Origin of the sequence: Cellulophaga sp. RHA19, from assembly GCF_002813425.1 — a bacterium.
In the GTDB taxonomy this organism is placed as follows: Bacteria; Bacteroidota; Bacteroidia; order Flavobacteriales; family Flavobacteriaceae; genus Cellulophaga.
The window spans coordinates 2,035,778-2,056,388 of record NZ_PHUL01000001.1 but is presented as its reverse complement, the minus strand read 5'-3'; the positions used below and the strand labels follow the sequence as shown (position 1 = coordinate 2,056,388).

27 protein-coding genes and 1 pseudogene are annotated in these 20,611 nt (G+C 29.1%); 16 read left to right on the top strand and 12 right to left on the bottom strand.

The genetic code is table 11. The features are described from left to right. Positions 1–66 precede the first annotated feature (66 nt). The 11 genes from AX016_RS09065 to AX016_RS09015 all read right to left on the bottom strand — a co-directional run bounded on the left by AX016_RS09065 (position 67) and on the right by AX016_RS09015 (position 8,576). A complete protein-coding gene (locus AX016_RS09065; RefSeq protein WP_100895296.1) occupies positions 67–510 on the bottom strand; it encodes a hypothetical protein in 444 nt (147 codons plus the stop codon). Between the two features lie 196 nt (positions 511–706). Next, complete coding sequence (locus AX016_RS09060; RefSeq protein WP_100895295.1) at positions 707–1,441, bottom strand: hypothetical protein; 735 nt, start codon at positions 1,439–1,441, stop codon at positions 707–709. Between the two features lie 20 nt (positions 1,442–1,461). Beyond that, positions 1,462–1,950: a DinB family protein gene (locus AX016_RS09055; protein WP_157811115.1), complete on the bottom strand. Its 489-nt coding sequence runs from the start codon at positions 1,948–1,950 to the stop codon at positions 1,462–1,464. Between the two features lie 199 nt (positions 1,951–2,149). Then, entirely contained in the window at positions 2,150–2,764 is a 615-nt protein-coding gene (locus tag AX016_RS09050) for a hypothetical protein (RefSeq protein ID WP_100895293.1), read from the bottom strand. 294 nt (positions 2,765–3,058) lie between these two features. Further along, positions 3,059–3,748 (bottom strand): M949_RS01915 family surface polysaccharide biosynthesis protein, encoded by a 690-nt coding sequence (locus AX016_RS09045; RefSeq protein WP_100895292.1) that lies wholly within the window; start codon positions 3,746–3,748, stop codon positions 3,059–3,061. Positions 3,749–3,848: 100 nt separating this feature from the next. Continuing rightward, positions 3,849–4,517, bottom strand: coding sequence for a hypothetical protein (locus tag AX016_RS09040; RefSeq protein WP_100895291.1), 669 nt, complete (start codon positions 4,515–4,517; stop codon positions 3,849–3,851). Positions 4,518–4,596: 79 nt separating this feature from the next. Next, positions 4,597–5,484 (bottom strand): energy transducer TonB, encoded by an 888-nt coding sequence (locus AX016_RS09035; RefSeq protein ID WP_198519420.1) that lies wholly within the window; start codon positions 5,482–5,484, stop codon positions 4,597–4,599. Positions 5,485–5,726: 242 nt separating this feature from the next. After that, positions 5,727–6,242 carry a carboxypeptidase regulatory-like domain-containing protein gene (locus tag AX016_RS09030; protein ID WP_100895290.1) on the bottom strand — a complete coding sequence of 172 codons (516 nt, stop codon included), beginning with the start codon at positions 6,240–6,242 and terminating at the stop codon, positions 5,727–5,729. A 318-nt stretch (positions 6,243–6,560) separates the two neighbouring features. After that, positions 6,561–7,061: a carboxypeptidase-like regulatory domain-containing protein gene (locus tag AX016_RS09025; RefSeq protein WP_100895289.1), complete on the bottom strand. Its 501-nt coding sequence runs from the start codon at positions 7,059–7,061 to the stop codon at positions 6,561–6,563. 157 nt (positions 7,062–7,218) lie between these two features. Further along, positions 7,219–7,662 carry a hypothetical protein gene (locus AX016_RS09020; protein ID WP_100894247.1) on the bottom strand — a complete coding sequence of 148 codons (444 nt, stop codon included), beginning with the start codon at positions 7,660–7,662 and terminating at the stop codon, positions 7,219–7,221. 233 nt (positions 7,663–7,895) lie between these two features. Next, complete coding sequence (locus AX016_RS09015) at positions 7,896–8,576, bottom strand: hypothetical protein (RefSeq protein ID WP_100895288.1); 681 nt, start codon at positions 8,574–8,576, stop codon at positions 7,896–7,898. A 363-nt stretch (positions 8,577–8,939) separates the two neighbouring features. Here AX016_RS09015 and AX016_RS09010 point away from each other — a divergent pair, with 363 nt between their 5' ends. Together AX016_RS09010 and AX016_RS09005 are read left to right on the top strand one after the other, a co-directional pair. Further along, complete coding sequence (locus tag AX016_RS09010) at positions 8,940–9,971, top strand: serine hydrolase domain-containing protein (RefSeq protein ID WP_100895287.1); 1,032 nt, start codon at positions 8,940–8,942, stop codon at positions 9,969–9,971. Positions 9,972–10,065: 94 nt separating this feature from the next. Further along, entirely contained in the window at positions 10,066–10,584 is a 519-nt protein-coding gene (locus AX016_RS09005) for an NUDIX hydrolase (protein ID WP_100895286.1), read from the top strand. Between the two features lie 9 nt (positions 10,585–10,593). On the opposite strand, the gene AX016_RS09000 is transcribed toward AX016_RS09005, so the two are convergent. Continuing rightward, on the bottom strand, positions 10,594–10,710 hold the full coding sequence (locus tag AX016_RS09000; protein WP_232732657.1) for a winged helix-turn-helix transcriptional regulator: 117 nt from the start codon (positions 10,708–10,710) through the stop codon (positions 10,594–10,596). 26 nt (positions 10,711–10,736) lie between these two features. On the opposite strand from AX016_RS09000, the pseudogene AX016_RS17350 reads away from it, so the two are divergent. The 14 genes and pseudogenes from AX016_RS17350 to AX016_RS08930 form a co-directional block, all read left to right on the top strand. After that, a pseudogene (locus AX016_RS17350) lies at positions 10,737–10,811 on the top strand (glyoxalase); the annotation flags it as partial. A gap of 161 nt (positions 10,812–10,972) precedes the next feature. Continuing rightward, positions 10,973–11,716, top strand: a complete 744-nt coding sequence (locus AX016_RS08990) for a YoaK family protein (protein WP_100895285.1) — start codon at positions 10,973–10,975, stop codon at positions 11,714–11,716. Next, entirely contained in the window at positions 11,717–12,214 is a 498-nt protein-coding gene (locus AX016_RS08985; protein ID WP_100895284.1) for a hypothetical protein, read from the top strand. A 78-nt stretch (positions 12,215–12,292) separates the two neighbouring features. Continuing rightward, positions 12,293–12,895, top strand: a complete 603-nt coding sequence (locus AX016_RS08980; RefSeq protein ID WP_100895283.1) for a TetR/AcrR family transcriptional regulator — start codon at positions 12,293–12,295, stop codon at positions 12,893–12,895. A 54-nt stretch (positions 12,896–12,949) separates the two neighbouring features. Then, positions 12,950–13,744, top strand: a complete 795-nt coding sequence (locus tag AX016_RS08975; RefSeq protein ID WP_100896836.1) for a haloacid dehalogenase type II — start codon at positions 12,950–12,952, stop codon at positions 13,742–13,744. Positions 13,745–13,750: 6 nt separating this feature from the next. Next, on the top strand, positions 13,751–14,488 hold the full coding sequence (locus tag AX016_RS08970; RefSeq protein WP_100895282.1) for an SDR family oxidoreductase: 738 nt from the start codon (positions 13,751–13,753) through the stop codon (positions 14,486–14,488). A 152-nt stretch (positions 14,489–14,640) separates the two neighbouring features. Next, positions 14,641–15,618, top strand: a complete 978-nt coding sequence (locus AX016_RS08965) for a glycosyl transferase family 90 (RefSeq protein ID WP_100896835.1) — start codon at positions 14,641–14,643, stop codon at positions 15,616–15,618. A gap of 14 nt (positions 15,619–15,632) precedes the next feature. Next, the gene (locus AX016_RS08960) at positions 15,633–16,151 is read left to right on the top strand and encodes a GNAT family N-acetyltransferase (protein WP_100895281.1); all 519 of its coding nucleotides are present in this window, start codon (positions 15,633–15,635) and stop codon (positions 16,149–16,151) included. Positions 16,152–16,316: 165 nt separating this feature from the next. Then, complete coding sequence (locus tag AX016_RS08955; RefSeq protein WP_100895280.1) at positions 16,317–17,153, top strand: phosphatase PAP2 family protein; 837 nt, start codon at positions 16,317–16,319, stop codon at positions 17,151–17,153. 120 nt (positions 17,154–17,273) lie between these two features. Continuing rightward, positions 17,274–18,164, top strand: a complete 891-nt coding sequence (locus AX016_RS08950) for a hypothetical protein (protein WP_100895279.1) — start codon at positions 17,274–17,276, stop codon at positions 18,162–18,164. 100 nt (positions 18,165–18,264) lie between these two features. Further along, positions 18,265–18,828 carry a TetR/AcrR family transcriptional regulator gene (locus AX016_RS08945; protein ID WP_100895278.1) on the top strand — a complete coding sequence of 188 codons (564 nt, stop codon included), beginning with the start codon at positions 18,265–18,267 and terminating at the stop codon, positions 18,826–18,828. 79 nt (positions 18,829–18,907) lie between these two features. Beyond that, entirely contained in the window at positions 18,908–19,459 is a 552-nt protein-coding gene (locus AX016_RS08940; RefSeq protein WP_100895277.1) for a carboxymuconolactone decarboxylase family protein, read from the top strand. Between the two features lie 188 nt (positions 19,460–19,647). Next, on the top strand, positions 19,648–19,962 hold the full coding sequence (locus AX016_RS08935; RefSeq protein ID WP_100895276.1) for an EthD family reductase: 315 nt from the start codon (positions 19,648–19,650) through the stop codon (positions 19,960–19,962). A 3-nt stretch (positions 19,963–19,965) separates the two neighbouring features. Next, complete coding sequence (locus tag AX016_RS08930) at positions 19,966–20,610, top strand: DsbA family oxidoreductase (RefSeq protein WP_100895275.1); 645 nt, start codon at positions 19,966–19,968, stop codon at positions 20,608–20,610. Position 20,611 lies beyond the last annotated feature (1 nt).

Genomic DNA, 20,611 nt, shown 5'->3' with positions numbered 1-20,611 from the left:
TGTAACATTATCAGACTTTAAGCTATACTAATTACATTATTTAATAAATTAAAAACACTGTGTTTATTACAAGTTGTTAATTTTTTTAATTAGGTAAGAAATAAGAAGTCCAATTGTAAATGTTGTAATTGTTGTACTTACAATAACGGCTATAATTGCAGGAGGTGTAAATAAAAAATAAGAATTACCTGTAGACTGACCAACAATTAAACAAAAAACAATCCAAATTATTAAATTCACTAATACAGAGTATTTAAATGAAGTTGAAATTAATAGATTGTTGTTTTTTATATTTGTATCAGCTAGTTTTCCTCCTAACCAAAATGCTACTAAAAACGCCAAAACAAACCCAATTGTTTGAAAGCCACTACCTAAAACTATAGACATTGAGCTTAAGCCTTTACCTACATAAATAACAGGTATTAAAATAGTTGTAATTACTGTAAGTAACACAATAGGAGCTCCTAATATATAGGATAAAAAAATACTTTTGCTCAACTGTCTATTCATCTAAGTATATTTAGTTTGATATAAGTGATAACGATTTTCGCATACAATCAACATCTCAAATGTAGTGAATATCTATGAATAATGTAGTCCATATACTTAACATTAGTGGTTAAATTAGAAACAATTGTACACTGCAAAAGGTTTGCTATTATTTAAAATTCGTTTTTATTAACCCTATACTTAAGTTTAAGTAATTTTATTTATCCATTTTCTCAAGCTCCTCAATTGCAATATGACTTTCTATTTCATTTAAATAAGGTTTGGCGGTAATAAACCCTGGGTTCATTGCACATCTAATAAAATATTCTTTTCCTTTTTTTATATCAATAGTAACAGAATCCGTAGATTCTGTTTTAGCCCAAAAGGTATGCTTTCCAAAATCATATATTTTTAATTCGCATTTTTCTCCATTTCTAGCTCTACAAACAATAGAATCTGTGTCCATTCTAACTTTATACCCTATAAAACTACCTGTTATCATTTTAGGTCTATAAATATACACTTTGGCATAATCAGCACCTTTTGGAAGTCGAGATTTATTATTCTTTTTTGATATAGATTTAAGTTCTGAAATAACTTTTTCATCAAAGTTTCTTAAGATATTTCCTTTTATACGATAACAAGTACTACCCCATTTTTTTGGCCTCTTTAATTCTGTTATTTGAATAATGTTCCCTCCAAATTTTCTTGCCTGAGCTTTAGCGTCATTTATAACTTTATTATAACCACAATCTGATGTAAAACCAGAATCTCCAATTTTAAAAGTTCCAATTAGCATTGAGCCTAATATACTTTCTGTGCTATCTAAAACTATAATTTCTGACTTTGAATCTAATGGTTTAAATGTTGAATTAGAAATAGTATTCCTGATTTTTGGTGAGCAACCCATAATTATTACTCCTAACAAAATTAATATACCGTTTTTCTTCATATTTTTTTTGTGACAAGTACTTATTTTTCTTCAATTTGCTTTAAATGTCTTTCTGTATGAAATAATATAAAATTTAACCAGTCTGTTATTGTCATTTCTCCTAGAAAAGGGTGATTATGGATTCTGTTATCAACAATAAGTTTCTCTGCTTTGATATCCTCTTTTAAAGACTCTCTTAAATGGGTAAAAGCTGAATTAAATTCTGAAAGGTTCTTAAAGTTACCTTTTGGCTGAAGTATATTTGGTGATTTAATTTTTATTTCTCTTTGGTGCACTAAAATATTTTCTAACTTATTTTGCCCAAATAGCTCTTTAGTTATCGATTCCTTATCTGATGGTTTAAGAACAATACCACAAATAACCTTGTCTGTTATATAAATGTGTTCTAAAATCTCTAACACGCTCCACTCTTCGCCTTGTTTTACAGTGAGTTTATCAACTGAATACCCTTTTACAGTTTTAAGTAATGCACTTGTATTCTCTTCTAGTCGCTTTATATACTTTTCCATTTTTATTGTTTTTGTATTACCCACCATTGACACTTTAATATTTAAAATACAATGCTTTTAATGTTCTAAAAGCTTGCCAAAGTATTGGTTTTAAAATCTAACAATTTTGTAAATGTATAAGAACTTTTCCGTTTTGCACTAAAATCAGTATTATGTTTAGGTTGTGTAGACAATTGGCTTTATTTTTAGTTTGTTAACATTAGTTTTTATCAAACTTATTTTTGTTTTTCAAAATATAGCTTTCAATTTTAGGCATATCTCTCATTGCCTTAAACATATATTTTTTATTAATTTCAAATTCTTTTCCTGTCTCAAAGTCTTTCGCTTTATTTAAGATGAAAGTAGTATCATTAATAATTTTTCCGGATTCTTCATACAAATAGTAATTTCCTCTTGAATTGTAAAATATCTGCAGAACAATTTTGTTTTCATCTGTTTTAAAAACGCCTTGACTCCAAATTTCAGCTTTTTTATTTATAAAAATATAATTGTCTTCTGGTCTATTTTTTAAATAACATTCAAAATGTTCGTATGCGCTTTCAATTGTATTATTCTCTTCAAGAGAGCATTTAATTCCATAGTTAAAAGCAGAATTATCTTGCGTTCCCGAAAATGATGATAATTTATTGGCACTTCCATCAGGGTATAATACAATAGGCAAAATTCTTATTTGATTATATTTTTTATTTTTATCTTGGCTGTAACCACCATATTCGTTTCGGTAATAGGGATAGGTTTCATAACTTTTTTCTTGATAATAATATCCGTTTAATTTCAATTCATTAGCAGTCAACCCAATACTGTCTATATTCATTAATTTTTCTCTATTCTTGATTGAAATACAAGACGTAAACATAAGAAATAGTAGAAAATACAATTTTGAATTCATTTTTATAAAATTAAAGCAGAAGGTTAGTATTGGTTTTATTTTGTGAAGCTTAAAAATAAATTGATGGCGTAATAAAAAAGGCATAGAGCTACTTAAATAAACTAGTATAAGACTATAAATAGTATAAAAGGCTTTAGTGAATGGTATAAAGCCTTTTCTGTTACTATAAACTTAATTATAAATAACTCTAAATATAAAACTCATTATAAATTCCTTTTTTCAATTTTCATCAAACTTAGTTTCCTTATTTTTCATAGCCTGTTCCCAACCAGCAGGAAAAATGCCGTGATTATTTTCCTCTATATTTTCTATAATAGTTTTTACTTGGGCTTGTATTTCTAATGGTAAAGTGTAAAACTTTTTATCTACTTGTGTATTTCTTTCATTGTCATGTACTCCGTTTTGGTGTCTTACTGCTATTTTTTCACCTTTATAGTATATCAATATTTTTATTCTTCCATCATCATTATCATTCATACCTTTGGTACCATAAACAACAATTGGATCTACAACACCATCTTTGTTATAATCATCTATTTTAAAGTACTTTGTCCAATGAGAAATTGTATATTCATATGTATCAGGTAGTATGTAATCTTTAAAAGTCCATTTTAGCTTAAAATCATCGTTCTTAAGCAAAAAACAATACCCTTTTAGGGTCTTAAAACATTTATCTAACTCTTCACATTCCGTTTCATTCTCAGTCATTACAATAAAATGCGTCCCTATTTTATCATTAAATTGATAAATTCTATAAATAGGAAAATTTATTTGAAGCTTATCTTTAACATTAGTTGTAAAAACAGAATCAATTTCTTTTTCACTTAGTTGTTTACTTGTAATATTTAAGCTTTGCGCAAGCGTAACATTGCAAATAAAAAGAAACAATACTATTATAATTTTATTCATTTTTTATGGCGATTATTGTGTGTTTTGCAAAATATGCAACTAATTTAAGAACTTAATATTCAACATTTAAAGGCCTACAAATAAGCTTTTACTAACCATATTAATACACCTTAAAAGTTTGGTCTATTTTTCTCATAGCTTTTTTAGACTCTTTACTATTGTCTTTTTCGTCTGTTAAAGAATCTTGAAACACAAGCAAGCTACTTTTTCCATTAGTATCAACTACTTCAAAAATTTCCATTTCTAAATTAACTCCTGTTAATGAAACTAACAAACTCATACCTTCTAAATCATATGAGTTTATTTGTTTAGTTATTTTTTTTGTTGAACAGTTAGACAGTCCAAACTGACTAACCATTCCGTCTACATATTCCTTAACTGATATTGATTTTTTTAGACTTATAATCATAATCTTGAAATCATTACCAGATAAAGTCCAAATATTGCTAGTTGTAGTCAAATCTGCTTCAAAACTATATGTTCTTGGATATTCAAAAGCAATATTGTTATGCGGAAATAATTTCCAATCGTAAACACTAATTATTGTTTCTGAATCTTTAGCTATCCCTTGCCATTTTTTTGACTGATTCTCTACAAAATACTGAATATCATTTTTAGACTTTACCTCTAAAATTAAAGGTGGTTCTTCGTCTTTTGATAAATTAATTACAAAATCTTTAAAGTTAATTTTAGATTCTTTTTTCTTAGAACAAGAGATCTGAAAAAATATAAAAAAGAATGCTATTATAAATATAAACTGATTTTTCATAAGGTTTTAGCTATTGCCTATAATGGTAGTTCATTTTTGTTTTTTATTACTCTACTCCAAAAGCCTTTATTAATAGTAGTTAGTTAAGTCTAAAAGTCAAAGGTATACTAAAAGGTACTCTTACAGGTTTCCCTTTTACTTTCCCCGGAGTCATACGAGGAAGTTTTGTAAAAATTCTTCGCCCTTCCAATTCAAATAAAGGGTGCGGTCCTCTGGTTTTTATGTTTTTTACAAATCCATCTTTATCAATAAGAAACATAATGTTTACTCTACCTTCTATACCTAATTCTTGAGCTTCTTCTGGGTATCTAAAATGTTTAGCAATGTGTTTACCTAGTTTATTTTGAAAACAAGATCTCCTACTACTTATGGCCATATCTTCACAACCAGGAAATACGGGTACATCATCCACAATTACAAAGGGTACATCATTTTCTTCTTTTTCATTTTCTTTTAAATTTTCTTTACTTACCTTAATATCTACAACCTTTAAACGAATAGGTTCTCCTGGGTTAAATTTGGCATACAACACATAACCTGTACTAACAGCCGTATCTTTTAATTGAACTACTTTAAGGGTTGGGAATTTTTTTAGAACCACATCTATTTTTTCTCCAATAAATTTAGTTTCTGGTCTACTAAAAATCTCTGTAGACTCTAGCTCTCCTTTATCATCTGTAAAAAAGTTAAAATATACTTTTCCATTAAAGTTTTGAGAAATAGAATCTTTAGGCATTTTTAAGTTCTCATTAAAAAGCTCTTGTAATTTGTCTGTAAAACAAGTTTTTTGTGCTCCTGCACTAGGCATTATACATTTGCTAAAGTTGGCATAATCAGTAGCCACTTCAAAAGGTCTGTAAGAAGTTATTTCTGCACCATCACCATTAGTCTGGTTGTATTGCGCACTTAATGTGACTGTAAAAAACAAAGTGGCAAAGAACGTGCTATAAGCTATTTTTAATTTCATAATGTTTTATTGTATAGTTAACAACGTAAATATTAAACATTTTTGAGACTAATGTAACCATCAACCTATATTCGTTAGTTTTTAATTCATATTTGGCATTAAACTTTTTCTGCAGAAACTTATAATTTCTAACAAAAAAGATTGCTAATGCTTAATGGCATTAGCAATCTTAAAGTTTACAAGACTAAAAATTTAACTCTTTATGTCCCATTTGCTATAGGCATTGTTGTCTGTAGTATTTCTTATTGCCTTTTAATATATTCATTATAAGCTCTTTTACTTTCAAAAATGGTATCCATTGATACAGTCTCAGCAGATGATTCTGTATAAATTATTAATTCACGTATTTCTCCAGATTTAAAGTTTAAATTTTCAAAGTTTAAAGATGGAGACTTACCATATTTATAAGGTATTAGCTGTATATTGTACAATCCATTGACAATGTTTATTTTAAAATGTCCCTTAGAATCAGTGACTGTTCTAAACTTTCTTTTGTTTTCTTTACTAATAAAAATCACGGAAATACCTCCTTCAGGCCTATCATAATCATACACTTTTCCGGTGATAAGAATAGCTGTTGTATCTGCAATTCTTTTTAAATTATTTTCTTTAATTTCCCCCAAAAAAGATGGTTGAAATTTTGCTATTTTAGCTGAATAAGGCTTTTGCATTATACAAGAATAAAGGCTAATTAATAAAAATGAACCTAAATAAGCAAATCTCAATAAAACCTTTCTTTTTTGAATGTGTTTTTTCATATTACTGGCAACGTCTCGGTTATAATTAGTACGGGAATTAAAAGTAATAAACTTTCGATTAAGCACTTAGCCAAAACTTTTTATTTTGTTTTATCTTTTTCTTTATAAAGCCAAATCAAAAGATTTGGCGGACTTGGTTAAAAGCACTAAACTTTGGGTTAAGCACCAAAACCCGTATTAATTATAGGCATTGTTAGCAACTGGTGCGACACTTTCGAGTAAGCACGTAACTTTGCGTTTTATATTATTTTCCGTCCGAGTTGAAAGTCCATCAACACAGTGATTGCGATCGAGTGAAGTCCACCTGTACAAACTTGCTCAAAATTCCTGTTTATGTTCTTTACAAAACCAATTTGGCTCACAACCAGTAACTTCACAGCCGCCAAGTTTGACTTTTCCTTTTTTCATTTTCCGTATTGTTTTTTCTCTTGGCAACCCATAAAGAATTGGAATAACATTTTTAGTTTTTCCATCTATTGGACATTTTTTAGAGCTAGTCTTTACATGACATTTTCCTGCTGGTAAACCTAGTGTTATTTTGGTTTTCGAATTATTATTAACGATTACGTTTTGAATAGTATCTTTTCCATAACCTATGGCTTCGACCACCAAATCATAATTACCTTCTTTCAATTTCGGAATTTCAAAGGCTCCATTAATATCAGCGGCAGCACCGATTTTAGTACCGCTTATTATTACAGTTGCTCCTGGGACACTAAGCGAATCAAGTTTAAAAATTACTTTCCCACTAACAGACCCAGTTTGGCTAAATCCAGTAAGCACAATTGTAAAAATTAAAACTTGTATTACTTTCTTCATTTTTTTGAGCACTTGTTGCTAACGGTTAGGCTATGATTTCGGTCTGGGAAATCCGTTAGGATTTTTCAAGATTGGAATCGAGCCGGATTAAAAGTACTAAATTTTATTTTTAGAAAAAGGCAAGACTGAATTATAGGTAATGTTAGCTTTAGTTTTTTTATTTACAATCACTTTTTTCCGTTATAATTCGTCTTTGATTTCGCCAATATTCAATGAATTCTTTCGAACGCGTTTTGCTATTATAAAGTACGTCGCCAATCAAGAAATGAAATTTTTGATTATCCCTTTTAACAAAAAGTGTGTCCGAGCATTTATTTTTTTCCAAAAAATCTCCTTTCAGTAAAAAATCGGCAATAAAAGGCTCTGAATAGTCATAATTTTTGCTACCATCTATTTTCCAATACTCATTTTCATGTTCGAGCTGAATATAAGTGAAGCCTTTGTACTGGTTTAGGTCGTTGATAACTCCAGTAATTGGAGTTTCCAAGATAATTGGTTTCGAGTTTTGAAAAATTCCAAAAGATAGGTGTCCAAACCATACTAATAATGAGGCAAATCCAATAAAAGTCATGGATATGATTAAAATTTCACTTCGTTTCATCCTCTTCCTTCAACGATTTTTCAAATTAAAGCTAACGTTTTAGCTATGGTTAGTACGGAAATAGAAAGTCAGAGACTTTCAGTTTAGCACTTAGCCAAAACTTTTAATTTTGTTTTATCTTTTTTTGTTCTAAAGCCAAATCAAAAGATTTGGCGGACTTAGTAAAAATACACTTTCTTCTGAATTAAACACCAAAGCCCGTATTAATTATAGCTTTTGTTGTGCATAGTGCTTTATGTTTTTAAAAATTCAAACAATTCAATATTCCATTCGTCAGCTTTAAAGATTTCATCAAGCAATAATAATCTCAAGTTCTTTTTCGATAAATTATATTCTGGTCTCCAAAATGAATTGTAATCAGTTTTTCCTATTGTTTTGGTTTCCTGAAGATGAATTTTATTTCTTAGTTTTCTTAAGTGATTCAAATCTTTAAAAAATTGATTTTCTTGTTTTAGTATTTTTTTTGTTTCTATTTTTTTAATCATTTGGTCAAAAGTCAATGACTCAAATCCAGAATCAGCATTTTTTTCAAAGAGTTTAGTTTCACTTTTTAATTTTTTTCCGTCAAGTAAAAATTCAGATTTACCAATAGTTTTGAATTCTTTCCAGATAATTTTTTTTCGCAAGTTTTCATTGCAACATATTAAATAAAATATAGCTTCAATAATAGAAGTGCTAATAACTATGAAACTCTTTATTGTTTGAATTTGAAGAACTTCTGAAAGATTTAATTCATTCAATGTTTTTCGTAAATACTGGATGTATTGTATGTTATAACTGATGTTTGCAATAATATATTTCGAATCAGGACATAATTCTTCGTCAATCACATATTTTGAGAAATGATTCTTTATTTTATGTATCGGAATAGGATACCATCTTTCCTCATGTCCACTTCCAATTAATTCACTCATATCAGTTTTTTTGTATTATGCATAACTATAAATAAACGCAATTCATTGCGTTTATTCACCCATATTGGTGTAATAAACGCACATTTCTGTTTTTAGCGCTTAATTTTCTTACAATGTAAAACTTTTTTTTAATGTAGAATTACGGATATGTGTAATTGTATGCTATAACTTTATAAATGGTACTTATTGGGTGTTAATTTGTATTTTTTATCTTAGTTAATACTAAGCATACCACATTATGAAAAACACTAAAGAAAAAGTAAAATGGTATAATTATATTTTTGCTCCTGGAGGCATAATTTTAACCTTACTAGTTGCTAAAATTATATATTGGTTGTTTATGCACAGTTAAAAATGTAACTAATGAACAAAAAAAATATTTTTAGAGTACTACTACTTGTCTCTACAGTTGTATCTTTTTTTTATGTGCCTTGGCCCATTGTAACCGCTTGGCTTAAACCTGTACCAAACACTATACAAGAGCAATTAAACCAAACTATTAATTATGGTTTTGATGGTGTTATACTATACGTAGATGTTGCTGGTAAACCACCTGCTTTTTATGCCGAGGGCTGGCATAATACAGAACAAAAAATTACTGCTAAACCAAATGCTTTTTTTAAAATTGCTAGCATAGACAAATTGTACACTGCTGTTGCCATTACCAAACTCATTGGCAAAAATAAACTAGACTTAAATAAAAGCTTAGCGTATTATTTTCCTGAACTTAATGGTAAAATTGAATATGCAGATAAAATTACTGTAAAAATGATGGTGCAACACCGTAGTGGTATTCCTAATTATACCAATACTCCTAACTTTTGGAACAACCCTACACAAAATGCTGAAGAAGCTCTTGAGTTAGTAAAAGGTTTACCTGCAAGCTTTAAACCCAATACAGATTATGAGTATAGCAACACTAATTACTTGCTACTTTCTATGCTTATTGATAAAACAGCGGGCAAAAGTAAGTTTAACTATATAAAGGAGGTTATTTTAAATCCGTTAGCGCTTAAAAACACCTATGCATCTTTAAAAGATGTTCCCATAGATAACCTAATGAGTGGTTATTACGTAGGCATAAATAATGATATAAAAACTACAAATTATGGTTCTATGATTGCTACTGCAGAAGATGTTGGTATATTTTTACGTGCTTTAAATAATGGTAACTTATTTACTGGTACCGAAAATGAAATTTACGCATCAATATACAAATACAACCACACTGGTCTTATACCGGGTTACCAAAGTATTGCAGAGTACCATAAAAATATAGATGCCGTTGTTGTACAGTTTACAAATACAACAGATTTTAGTGGCTACAACTGGAACTTATCTGAAATATCATACAACAGAATTATTAAAATTATTGAAAAAAATAATAGTAAATAGTCTTACTAAAAATTTAAACAAAAGAGTTTTTACTGCACAATTGCCTAAACCAAATAGCAGGTTGCCTTACCTTTGTAAAAATTAGAATTACTGCATGCAAGTTTTAAAAACTCATTATCACCCAGACATTAAAACACTAGATAACAAATCTGTTTTTACTAGGTTAGCTACCAGAAGTATTGCTATTAAAGGAGCTAATATTTTATTACTATACACAGAAAGATACGAAGATTACAGTTTACCTGGTGGTGGCTTAGATAAGGATGAAGACCAAGTAATTGGTATGATCCGTGAGCTTGTTGAAGAAACTGGAGCCAAAGACATTACAGATATTAAGCCTTTTGGTGCTTATGAAGAATACAGACCTTGGCACAAGCCAGATTATGATATTCAGCACATGATATCATATTGTTACACTTGTACTATTAACCAAGAGTTGGGTGCTTCTAAAATGGAATCTTATGAGATTACAAACGGTATGTCTGCAAAATGGGTTAACATTTTTGATGCTATTAAACACAATGAAAACACAATGGCTACTAGCACTAAAAAAGGTATGTCTATAGAACGCGAAACATTTTTACTAAAACATATTGCTGCGCAACTAATTTAATTTTTACACCTACCCTTTAAGCTCTGTATAATCTTTTAAACCCCATTGGTCTAGACTCCTTAATATTTGTTCTAAGGATTTTCCTCTAGGTGTTAACCCGTACTCTACCTTTGGCGGTACTACCAGATATATTTTTCTAAAAACCAGTTTATCCCTTTGAAATTGTTTTTGAAATTTACACTCACAGTTATGAGTTAACTTACTCCTCTGGAGCGTATGCTAAATAAAATTATATAATGTACTTTTAAAAGCAAAAAACTAGTTATTAAGGTTCTTTGCTTTTTAATGTTTATAGTAGTATTATACTGTATGTATTTAGTAAATTAGTGGCATAAAATAGTTTGTTTAATAACACTATTTATCACTGTAGTTCACTAAGTAAAATTTAATGTTTAGACACCAGAACAAAAACAGAACCTATAAACATAACTTACAAATTGCAACAGTACTGTCATTAGTTGCTGGTATGGTAAATGTTTCTGGTTTTTTACAATTTAAACAATTAACAACAAATGTTACTGGGCACTTTGCGCTATTTATAAATGACCTTACTAATTTTAATTTTTGGAAAGGAACTATTTACTTTTTATATATTTTCTCGTTTCTGTTTGGCTCATTTACCTCTAGCTTTCTTATTGAAAAATACAGAGTAAATAAAAAACTAAATGTTTTTGTAATTCCTACAGTTATAGAGTCTTTAATTTTAATTTCTATTGCCCTTTTTAGCAATTTTATAGAGATAAAATACCCCAATACTATTGCCTGCTTATTACTTTTTGCAATGGGTTTACAAAACTCCTATGTTACTAAAATATCTAATGCCATAGTTAGAACTACACATTTAACAGGTCTTTTTACAGACTTAGGAATAGAAATTTCTCAGTTGTTTTTTATAAAATCTGCACCACATAAGCAAAACCTAAAATCTACTATAAAACTAAGAGTTTATATTATTTTATTCTTTTTTGGAGGCGGACTTATTGGTGGTTTCTTTTTCTCTAAATTAAATTTTAAATTAAATACGCTTATTATTGCTGCAGCTATTTTATTAATTAGTTTGTTTTACGATGATTTTAGGTACAAATTAATTAAAAGGAAAAGAAAATATAATCAAAAGAAAATTGATAATTAAATGGGATTAATTGATCTTATTTTTGGCCGTAAAAAAGTTTTTAACCACCCTTATTTAGGTAATTTTACTAGCCAAAGAATAAAGAGTAATAATTCTCTTAAAACCTATTATTGGATTGGAGACACTTGTTTAGTTAATAATAACGGAGATGAGTTTGCAACATCTCTTTTTATTAATGGTAATACCAATAGCCCATATAATAACCAGTTGAGTTTTATATCTGAATTAGTGCAAAATTGGAAAAACGACTATTTTTTAAAAATTGAAGAAGAAATAAACACTCAAGGTTTTTCAAAAAAAGAAGAATTAAAAAATTGGGAAAATGAGTTTTATCTCTCTGCCATTTACGCTAATAACGCCAAAGCCTTAGATTTTGAATTAACTTTAGAGTCTATACATTTTGAATTAACTTTAAAGTCAACACATAACGTAAATTACCCTACAATAAGCGTAACTGTAAAAAATGCTATTATTAGTAAAGTTGATTTGTATACCTAATTAAAACTATAGCCTTTTTCTTCATCTATCTACAAAACTAAAAACATTCGGGTTAGTATTTTTTATTACATTTGTAGTATGCAACAAGAATTAAAATCAGAAATTACTAAACAACTTATAATAGACAAGGCTTTTAATTTGTTTTATAAAGATGGTTTTAAAACAACTAGTATAGACAAAATAATGAAAGAGACTACCTTGAGTAAAGGTGCTTTTTATCATCATTATAAAAACAAAAAAGAATTAGGTACTGCTGTTATTAGCCTTAAAGTAAAAAAAAGAGTTGTAGATGGTATGATAGCTCCATTGCTAAACTCTGGTAATGCCTTTAAAATTTTAGAGACAGTTTTTATTAATCGTTTAAAGTCTTTTCCCTTTATTGACAAGCAAAATGGTTGCCCAATGAACAATCTTATTAATGAAATAGGAAACACAGAAATTGCATACCAACAGGCATTAAAAGGTATAATTGAAGAATGGAAAACAGCCTTAGTAAATGTAATTGAAAGAGGTAAAAATGAAAAATCTATAAATACAAATATAGACTCTACTGCCGTAGCTATTTATTTAATTAGTGCTTTTGAAGGTATTAGAGGCATTAGAAAATTATATAATGATGACGCTATTTTAAACGAATATATTAAGGGCCTTAAATTGTACTTAAACCAAATAAAAAATTAATTTTTTTACCCAAAAAACATACCGTATAGAATGTTTTTATTTAAAACCCCAATTATGACAAAAAACAGAAGAAATTTTATTAAAAAAGCTACAGCAGCTGGTATAGGTGCGGCAACTATTCCTAATTTGAATTTTGCTTCTTCAGCAAATAAAATAATTACTTATAGTGACGTAAAACCTAAAGTTTTATTTTTTGATGTAAACGAAACATTATTAGACTTAACCGCTATGAAAAATAGTGTTGGTGAAGCCTTAGGAGGTAAAAAGGATTTACTTAAACTATGGTTTACAACAATGCTACAATACTCATTAGTTAGTACCGTTGGCAGGCAATATAATGATTTTGGTATTATAGGAGCAGCTACTTTAGAAATGGTAGCTGCAAATAACAATATTAAACTAACATCAGAAGAAGCAAAAAATGCTATTTTAATTCCAATTAGATCTTTACCTGCACACCCAGAGGTAAAAGAGTCTTTAGAAAGGCTACGTAAGGCTGGTTATAAAATTGTTTCTTTTACAAATTCATCAAACATAGGTGTAAAAACACAATTTAAAAACGCTGGTTTAACTTCGTATTTTGATGACAGATTAAGTATTGAGGATATCGGAAAATTTAAACCACATACAGATGCATACGATTGGGCTGCACGCAAAATGAAAGTTAAACCAGAAGAATGTATGTTAATTGCTGCGCACGGATGGGACATTGCTGGTGCTTTATGGGCAAATTGGAGAGGCGCATTTATAAACAGACCTGGAGCGCAATTGTATCCGCTTGCAGATAAACCAGAAATAAACGAGAATAATTTAAAACTAGTAGCAGATAAACTTATAGCCTTAAAATAAATTATTATGAAAAAACTAAATAACAAAGTAATTATTGTAACCGGATCTTCTAAAGGAATTGGTAAAGAAGTTGCTATTTTATTAGCAAAAAATGGAGCTAAAGTAATTATAAACCATTCTAATAGCGAAAAAGAAGCTAACAACACAGCAACTACTATTAAAGATAATGGCGGGGAAGCAATTGTAATTAAGGCAGATGTAAGCGATAAAAAAGCAGTTACAGAGTTGTTTGATAAATCTTTAGAAGCCTTTGGAAAAATAGATGTATTAATTAATAATGCTGGTACTATGATTTCTAAAAAACTGAAAGATAATTCTCAAGAAGATTTCAATACTCAATTTAATGTAAATGTAAAAGGGATTTTTAATACCCTGCAAGAAGCTGATAGTAAACTAGCAGATAATGGTATTATAATAAATTTTTCTTCTAGTACTACAAAATTAATGCTACCAACTTATGCTCTCTATTCTGCTACAAAAGCAGCTGTGGAACAAATGACACGAGTATTTGCTAAAGAAATTGGCAGAGGTATTTCTGTTAATGCAATTGCCCCAGGAGCAACAGAAACCGAGTTATTTTTAACAGGTAAATCTAAAGAACAAATAGATAAATTAAGCAGTATGAATGCTTTTAACAGACTAGCCAAACCCATAGATATAGCTAGAGTTGTGTTATTTTTAGCGAGTGATGACTCTAAATGGATATCTGGACAAGTGATTGGCGCTAACGGAGCACTGGTTTAACTATAAAACATTAAATCAAAATTACTGTAATAAAAGTTTATGTATGGTTTGTATTAATTTTTAACCCTATATAAAACTAGTCTTTTATATTTGTAAAATTATCTGGTATTATTACTAGTACATTTAAGTTGTCTTTAACTAAATTTAAACTAATGGAATTAAAAAGGTTGTCTTATAAACATAAAAATAGTAAAATAAAATACTATGGAAAAAACTATTTAAGACAGCTTATACCTTTAAGTTTTTATCAAAAAAAGCTACAAAAAAAATTAAATTGTATTAACGATTTAAGTAGTGATGAAATTGAAGAAATTAATGCTAGAGTAAATTATTATAATAAGCTTGAGACTAATAAAGATTTACCTTTAAACATTAAAAAGCTATCAGAATTAGTTTTAAAAAAAGGATATAAAGAATATTATTTTGATGCATTTGAATATACCAGATATTTTAAGCAAACTTTTACAGGTAAGTTTCTTTTTGGAGATATAACTCACATACCAAAACAACCTGCCTTTGTTAAAAGTAGACCAGTTAGTGACAATAACCAGAATTCTATTTTACTTAAATGGAATAAGGTTAGACACTTTATGTTTGTTAAAAATGATAACATACCCTTTGCTAAAAAGAAAAATATTCTAGTTAGTCGTGGTCAAATATTTGAAAAGCATACAAATAGACTTAAGTTTTTGGAAATGTATTTTGATCACCCTATGTGTGATATTGGCATGGTGAATACCAGAAGATGTATTCCTAAATGGAAAGTGGAACGTTTAACAATTTCAGAACATTTACACTATAAGTTTATATTATGTTTAGAAGGCAATGATGTAGCTAGTAACCTTAAATGGGTTATGTCATCTGGTTCCTTAGCTGTTATGCCTAAAGCTAAGTTTGAAACTTGGTTTATGGAAGGTTCGCTTGTGCCAGACTACCATTATGTTGCCATAAAAGAAGATTATTCTGATTTAGAAGAAAAACTGCAATTTTATATAGATAACCCAGATAAGGCACAAGAAATTGTAAAAAATGCAAATGCATACGTGCAAAAATTTAAAAATAAAAAAAGAGAAGATCTAATATCTCTTCTTGTATTGAATAAATATTTTGAGAAAACTAATCAATTATAATTTATTGTTTTAAAATGAAAAACTACAGGGCATTTGAAACAGATAGACTATACATTAAGCCTACTACAGAAGAAGATGCCGAATTTATTTTTCAACTTTTAAATTCACCTAAATGGTTACACTATATTGGTGACCGTAATATTAGCAATATTACTGATGCTAAAACGTATATAAAAGAGAAAATGCTACCTCAGCTATACCAATTGGGGTTCTCTAACTATACTGTTATTAGAAAAGAAGATAATATTAAAATTGGTTCTTGTGGTTTATACAACAGAGACGGTTTGGATGGCATAGATATAGGTTTTGCCTTTTTACCTAAATACGAAAAAAAAGGATATGCATATGAATCTAGTAAAAAATTAAAAGAAGCAGCATTTAATATATTTAATCTTAAAACAATTAGTGCTATAACAACTAAAGATAATTTAGGATCTCAAAATTTGCTGTTAAAATTAGATTTAAAACTAGTGGGGACCACAACCCTACCCAATGATACTGAAGAGCTTTTACTATTTAAATTAGAGGCTTAAAAAAATATAAAAGACTTTAAATACATAATAAATTAGCTAAATTACGTTGTTACTGTAGATTTATAGTGCTAATTTCGCCAGCTAAATCCTATACTAATATTGCTTATTACTGTCTTAAATTAGTAAGTACAAATTAGTATTATTAACTAATACACACCACAAGTTATGCGTTTAGGTTTTATACTACTATTACTTTTTTGTTCTATAAATAGCTTTGCACAACAGCTAAACAAACCTACAGATAGTACTACTATTTGGAAAACATTTAAGTATGATGCTAACTCATCTTGGAGAGGTATAAAACACTCTGTTACTAGACCGTTACACTGGAAAGGTAAAGATTTTGCAAAGTTTGGTAGTTTATTTGTTGGTACTGCTATTATCTCTGCTGCCGACAGACAAACAAGCGATTTTTTTATAAATCAAGAACCACACTTACCACACGCTGTAAAAGAATTTGGTTTTTACTTTGCCAAGCCACAATACTATTTTGCGTTAAATGCAGGTGTTTATGGTGTTGGCTTATTTACTAAAAACGAACAAGTACGTAAAACAGGTGTTTTAATAATATCATCTTCTATTACTGCTGGATATTTACAAATTATGGCACGTTCTGCTTTTGGGCGTGCAAGGCCATATTCTGGTAAAGACCCATATACTTTTAAACCTTTTGAGGGTACAGAAGAATACTTTTCTTTTCCATCTGGACATACCGTTTTAGGGATGACGGTAGCACATTCTGTTGCTAAACAGTTTGATAATACTTGGGCAAAAATTGGTATTTATACTGTTGGTAGTGTGCCAGCAATTTCTAGAATGGTCAATGGATCTCATTGGCTAAGTGATGTTGCCTTTGGTGCTGCTTTTAGCATTTTTGTTGTAGATGGTATTGATAAATTTTTGTTTAAAGAAAAGTTATATGACTACCCAATTAAACCAAAACTAGTTACTTGGAATTTAAAATTTTCTGGTAGTCAAATTGGTATTGTAGGTACTTTTTAAAAAAAATTAAAGCGTTACATTTATATTATTAACCTGTTTTACGGATATTAAATTTAGCTGTAAACAGTGGTTTTATTGCTTTAGATGCGGGTTATCTTTGGGGTATATTAAAAAAGTAATATGCAACAGGAAAACCAAAATAAAGACAATATAAAATACCTCTTATTAAAAACTGCAATAATTGGTGGTGTAATATTATTCTATTTATTCCAATGGTTTGGACCTGGAATTATTCAGAATTACAAACAAAATAAAGAATTTCAAAACATTCATTACGGAGGAGACGAGTCTGAAGTAAATGAGTCTATAGATAACTACAACAAAGCAGTTATGGCACTTAGGCGCTATACAGATAGTGTTACCTCTAAAAATAGTAGTTTGTTTATTTATACCAATGACACTAGTAATGTAGAAGCTATAATTAAACCCAATTTAAACTATGATGTTTTTGATAGTTATGATTTTCAGACTGTAATTAGTAAAAACACTGAAATAACTAATGAGTTAAATAATTTTTTAGAAAATAGAGACTCCCTGGGCTGTAAAGTTATTTTAACAACTAGTAAGACTAATTTCTTTATTAAAAACATAGTCAATACAAAGGAAGAAACAAGTTATATCACCTACTCTAGCTTTTATTACAATCAAAAAGAAAAAGAACAATTAGCCAATTTAATAAATACAAGAAAAAACTATATTTCTGCTTTTAAATCTAAAGAGCAAAAAATAAGCGAGCTAGACAGCCTACAGTCAGGAAAAATTATTTTTTCAGAAACAGAACTACAAAATAAAAAAATTGAATCTGGGCTAAAACTTATTATGGGACCCAGAATTAATTTAAAAGATACAACTCACCTATTCTACTTTACCTCATACAATACAACAATTACTAAAAAACAGCTTACAAGTAAATTAAAAAACTTTACACCTCTATTTTTAAAAAAGCAAGACACTACAAACTGTTTTATTAAAGAAATACCAATAATAAAACCTGTTTACAATGATAATTAAAGCCTTTAAACAATCATTTATCTTGATTTTGTGTTAAATAATCTTAAATATTTTTTCATAACAAAGCAAGTGCTTAGTTTTGTGCTGTAGTTATTTAATAATGGCACGTAAAAAACAATATAACGAAGAAGAAGTAATAAAAAAAGCAATGGGTCTTTTCTGGCGTAATGGCTATGAGGCTACTTCTGTTCGTATGTTAGAAAAAGAAATGGGTATTAACCAATTCTCTATTTACTCTAGTTTTAAAAATAAACAAGGAGTGTTTTTAGAAAGTGTAAAATATTATAAAATTCAAATAAATACCATTAAAGAGAAGCTAAAAACATCTAACAACGGTGTTATTGGTCTTAAGCAATATTTTTATGATTTTATTGAGTTTTCATCAGAAGGTAATTTGCGCAAAGGTTGCTTAGTAACTAATACTGTTAATGAGATTAAACAAGACGCCGAACCTGAAGTAATGACAGAGCTCAAAAAATTTGCAAATGAAATAAGAGATTTATTTGTAAGTAATTTAAAACAGGACGACAAAAAGAAAAAAACTTTAATACAAGAGCAAGCAGATTATCTAATGAATACTCTTTTAGGATTATCTATCTCATCTAAAGTATTTACAAAAAAACAATTAGAAAATATAATAGAAGTTACATTTACAAACCTGTAACGTTTTTTTTGCTTCATAACTAAGCGAGTGCTTAGATATAAATTTAAAATAAAAATTAATAACATAAAATTTAACAATTATGACAACTTTAAAAGTACACAATATGGAATCTGCACCAGAAGCAGCAAAACCATTACTAGAGGCATCTAACAAAGCATACGGAATGATTCCTGGTTTACACGGTGTTTTAGCGGCTGCTCCCGGCCTACTAAAAGCCTACCAAGAGTTACACCAATTATTTACAGAGACATCTTTTAATAATGATGAACTTACTGTTGTATGGCAAACAATTAACGTAGAACACGCTTGTCATTACTGTGTTCCTGCACATACAGGTATAGCAAAAATGATGAAGGTTGATGATGCCATTATTGATGCTCTACGTGATGAAACCCCTCTTGCTGATGCTAAATTAGAAGCATTACGTACAATGACTTTAGCTATAACGCGTAACCGTGGTAATGTTTCTAAAGAAGATTTAGAAGCTTTTTATGCTGCTGGATATGGTGAGCAACAAGTATTAGAAATTATTTTAGGTCTGTCTCAAAAAGTAATTAGCAACTACACAAATCATATTGCTAATACTCCGGTAGATGATGCATTCAAAAAATTTGCTTGGTCTAAAAAATAAAAAATTACCGCAATATGTAGATTTGCTATGAAGAAGATAGCGGTATTTAACCTTCCGTGCCCCCGCGGAAGGTTATTTTTTTTAACTCAAACAAAACACAAATAAGTATGTATAGAGATTTACAATTTGTAATTTTATAAGAGTACTATTTCTGTGTGTATAATAATATAAAGTTTTACAAATAAGTTATGATAAAAGTATCTGTAATGTACCCTAATGGTAAAGACGTTAAGTTTAATACTGAGTATTATAAAACTAAACATTTACCAATGATAGTAGACGCTCTTGGTAGTGCATTAAAAGGATTAGAATTAGACTTAGGAATAGCCAGTAGAGTTCCCGGAGAACCTGCTCCTTATGTAGCTATTGCACATTTAAAGTTTGATGATATTGCTTCTTTTAAAGCATCTTTTGGTCCACATTCTGAAAACTTTGCAGCAGATGTAAAAAACTACAGCAATGTACAAGGAAAATTACAAATTAGTGAACTAGTTACATTTTAAATTATGAATAAAAAAATAAAGATTGATGTTGTTTCTGATGTTGTTTGTCCTTGGTGCGCCATTGGTTACAAACGCTTAGAACAAGCCATAAATGAACTTAATATAGAAGATAAGATAGAGCTAGAATGGCAACCGTTTGAGTTAAACCCAAATATGCCTGCTGAAGGTCAGGATGTAGAAGAACATATTACAGAAAAATATGGTTCTACTCCAGAACAGCAACAAGAGTCACAGGAGCGTATGACAGATTTTGGCGCTGAACTTAATTTTAAGTTTGATTATTTTAAAGGTATGCGTATGGCAAATACGTTTGACGCCCACGTTTTATTAGACTACGCTAAAAAACAAGGCAAACAAACAGCGCTAAAAATGCGATTAATGAATGCTTTTTTTGGTGAACGTAAAGATGTATCTAACAGAGATATTCTAAAAAAAGAACTTGAAACTGTTGGTTTAAATACTACAGAAGCTTTTGCTTTATTAGATAATGAAGAACTAAGAACCAAAGTTAGATCTGAAGAAGATTATTGGAAAAGTTTAGGTGTAAACTCTGTACCAACAGTTGTTTTTAACCGTAAAAGTGCATTAACCGGCGCACAACCTGTAAGTGTGTACAAGCAAGTATTAACGGAATTATTACAATCTTAAA

Excerpts from the sequence above, each read along its gene's own strand:
- AX016_RS09030 (WP_100895290.1), bottom strand. The coding sequence starts at position 6,242 with ATGAAAAAACACATTCAAAAAAGAAAGGTTTTATTGAGATTTGCTTAT.
- AX016_RS08985 (WP_100895284.1), top strand. The coding sequence starts at position 11,717 with ATGGGATTAATTGATCTTATTTTTGGCCGTAAAAAAGTTTTTAACCAC.
- AX016_RS09035 (WP_198519420.1), bottom strand. The coding sequence starts at position 5,484 with ATGAAATTAAAAATAGCTTATAGCACGTTCTTTGCCACTTTGTTTTTT.
- AX016_RS08930 (WP_100895275.1), top strand. The coding sequence starts at position 19,966 with ATGAATAAAAAAATAAAGATTGATGTTGTTTCTGATGTTGTTTGTCCT.
- AX016_RS09020 (WP_100894247.1), bottom strand. The coding sequence starts at position 7,662 with ATGAAACGAAGTGAAATTTTAATCATATCCATGACTTTTATTGGATTT.
- AX016_RS08975 (WP_100896836.1), top strand. The coding sequence starts at position 12,950 with ATGACAAAAAACAGAAGAAATTTTATTAAAAAAGCTACAGCAGCTGGT.
- AX016_RS09060 (WP_100895295.1), bottom strand. The coding sequence starts at position 1,441 with ATGAAGAAAAACGGTATATTAATTTTGTTAGGAGTAATAATTATGGGT.
- AX016_RS08960 (WP_100895281.1), top strand. The coding sequence starts at position 15,633 with ATGAAAAACTACAGGGCATTTGAAACAGATAGACTATACATTAAGCCT.
- AX016_RS08965 (WP_100896835.1), top strand. The coding sequence starts at position 14,641 with ATGGAATTAAAAAGGTTGTCTTATAAACATAAAAATAGTAAAATAAAA.
- AX016_RS09005 (WP_100895286.1), top strand. The coding sequence starts at position 10,066 with ATGCAAGTTTTAAAAACTCATTATCACCCAGACATTAAAACACTAGAT.
- AX016_RS08950 (WP_100895279.1), top strand. The coding sequence starts at position 17,274 with ATGCAACAGGAAAACCAAAATAAAGACAATATAAAATACCTCTTATTA.
- AX016_RS08945 (WP_100895278.1), top strand. The coding sequence starts at position 18,265 with ATGGCACGTAAAAAACAATATAACGAAGAAGAAGTAATAAAAAAAGCA.
- AX016_RS08955 (WP_100895280.1), top strand. The coding sequence starts at position 16,317 with ATGCGTTTAGGTTTTATACTACTATTACTTTTTTGTTCTATAAATAGC.
- AX016_RS08980 (WP_100895283.1), top strand. The coding sequence starts at position 12,293 with ATGCAACAAGAATTAAAATCAGAAATTACTAAACAACTTATAATAGAC.
- AX016_RS09025 (WP_100895289.1), bottom strand. The coding sequence starts at position 7,061 with ATGAAGAAAGTAATACAAGTTTTAATTTTTACAATTGTGCTTACTGGA.
- AX016_RS09040 (WP_100895291.1), bottom strand. The coding sequence starts at position 4,517 with ATGAAAAATCAGTTTATATTTATAATAGCATTCTTTTTTATATTTTTT.
- AX016_RS08935 (WP_100895276.1), top strand. The coding sequence starts at position 19,648 with ATGATAAAAGTATCTGTAATGTACCCTAATGGTAAAGACGTTAAGTTT.
- AX016_RS08990 (WP_100895285.1), top strand. The coding sequence starts at position 10,973 with ATGTTTAGACACCAGAACAAAAACAGAACCTATAAACATAACTTACAA.
- AX016_RS09010 (WP_100895287.1), top strand. The coding sequence starts at position 8,940 with ATGAACAAAAAAAATATTTTTAGAGTACTACTACTTGTCTCTACAGTT.
- AX016_RS08940 (WP_100895277.1), top strand. The coding sequence starts at position 18,908 with ATGACAACTTTAAAAGTACACAATATGGAATCTGCACCAGAAGCAGCA.
- AX016_RS09015 (WP_100895288.1), bottom strand. The coding sequence starts at position 8,576 with ATGAGTGAATTAATTGGAAGTGGACATGAGGAAAGATGGTATCCTATT.
- AX016_RS09065 (WP_100895296.1), bottom strand. The coding sequence starts at position 510 with ATGAATAGACAGTTGAGCAAAAGTATTTTTTTATCCTATATATTAGGA.
- AX016_RS09045 (WP_100895292.1), bottom strand. The coding sequence starts at position 3,748 with ATGAATAAAATTATAATAGTATTGTTTCTTTTTATTTGCAATGTTACG.
- AX016_RS09055 (WP_157811115.1), bottom strand. The coding sequence starts at position 1,950 with ATGGAAAAGTATATAAAGCGACTAGAAGAGAATACAAGTGCATTACTT.
- AX016_RS09050 (WP_100895293.1), bottom strand. The coding sequence starts at position 2,764 with ATGAATATAGACAGTATTGGGTTGACTGCTAATGAATTGAAATTAAAC.
- AX016_RS08970 (WP_100895282.1), top strand. The coding sequence starts at position 13,751 with ATGAAAAAACTAAATAACAAAGTAATTATTGTAACCGGATCTTCTAAA.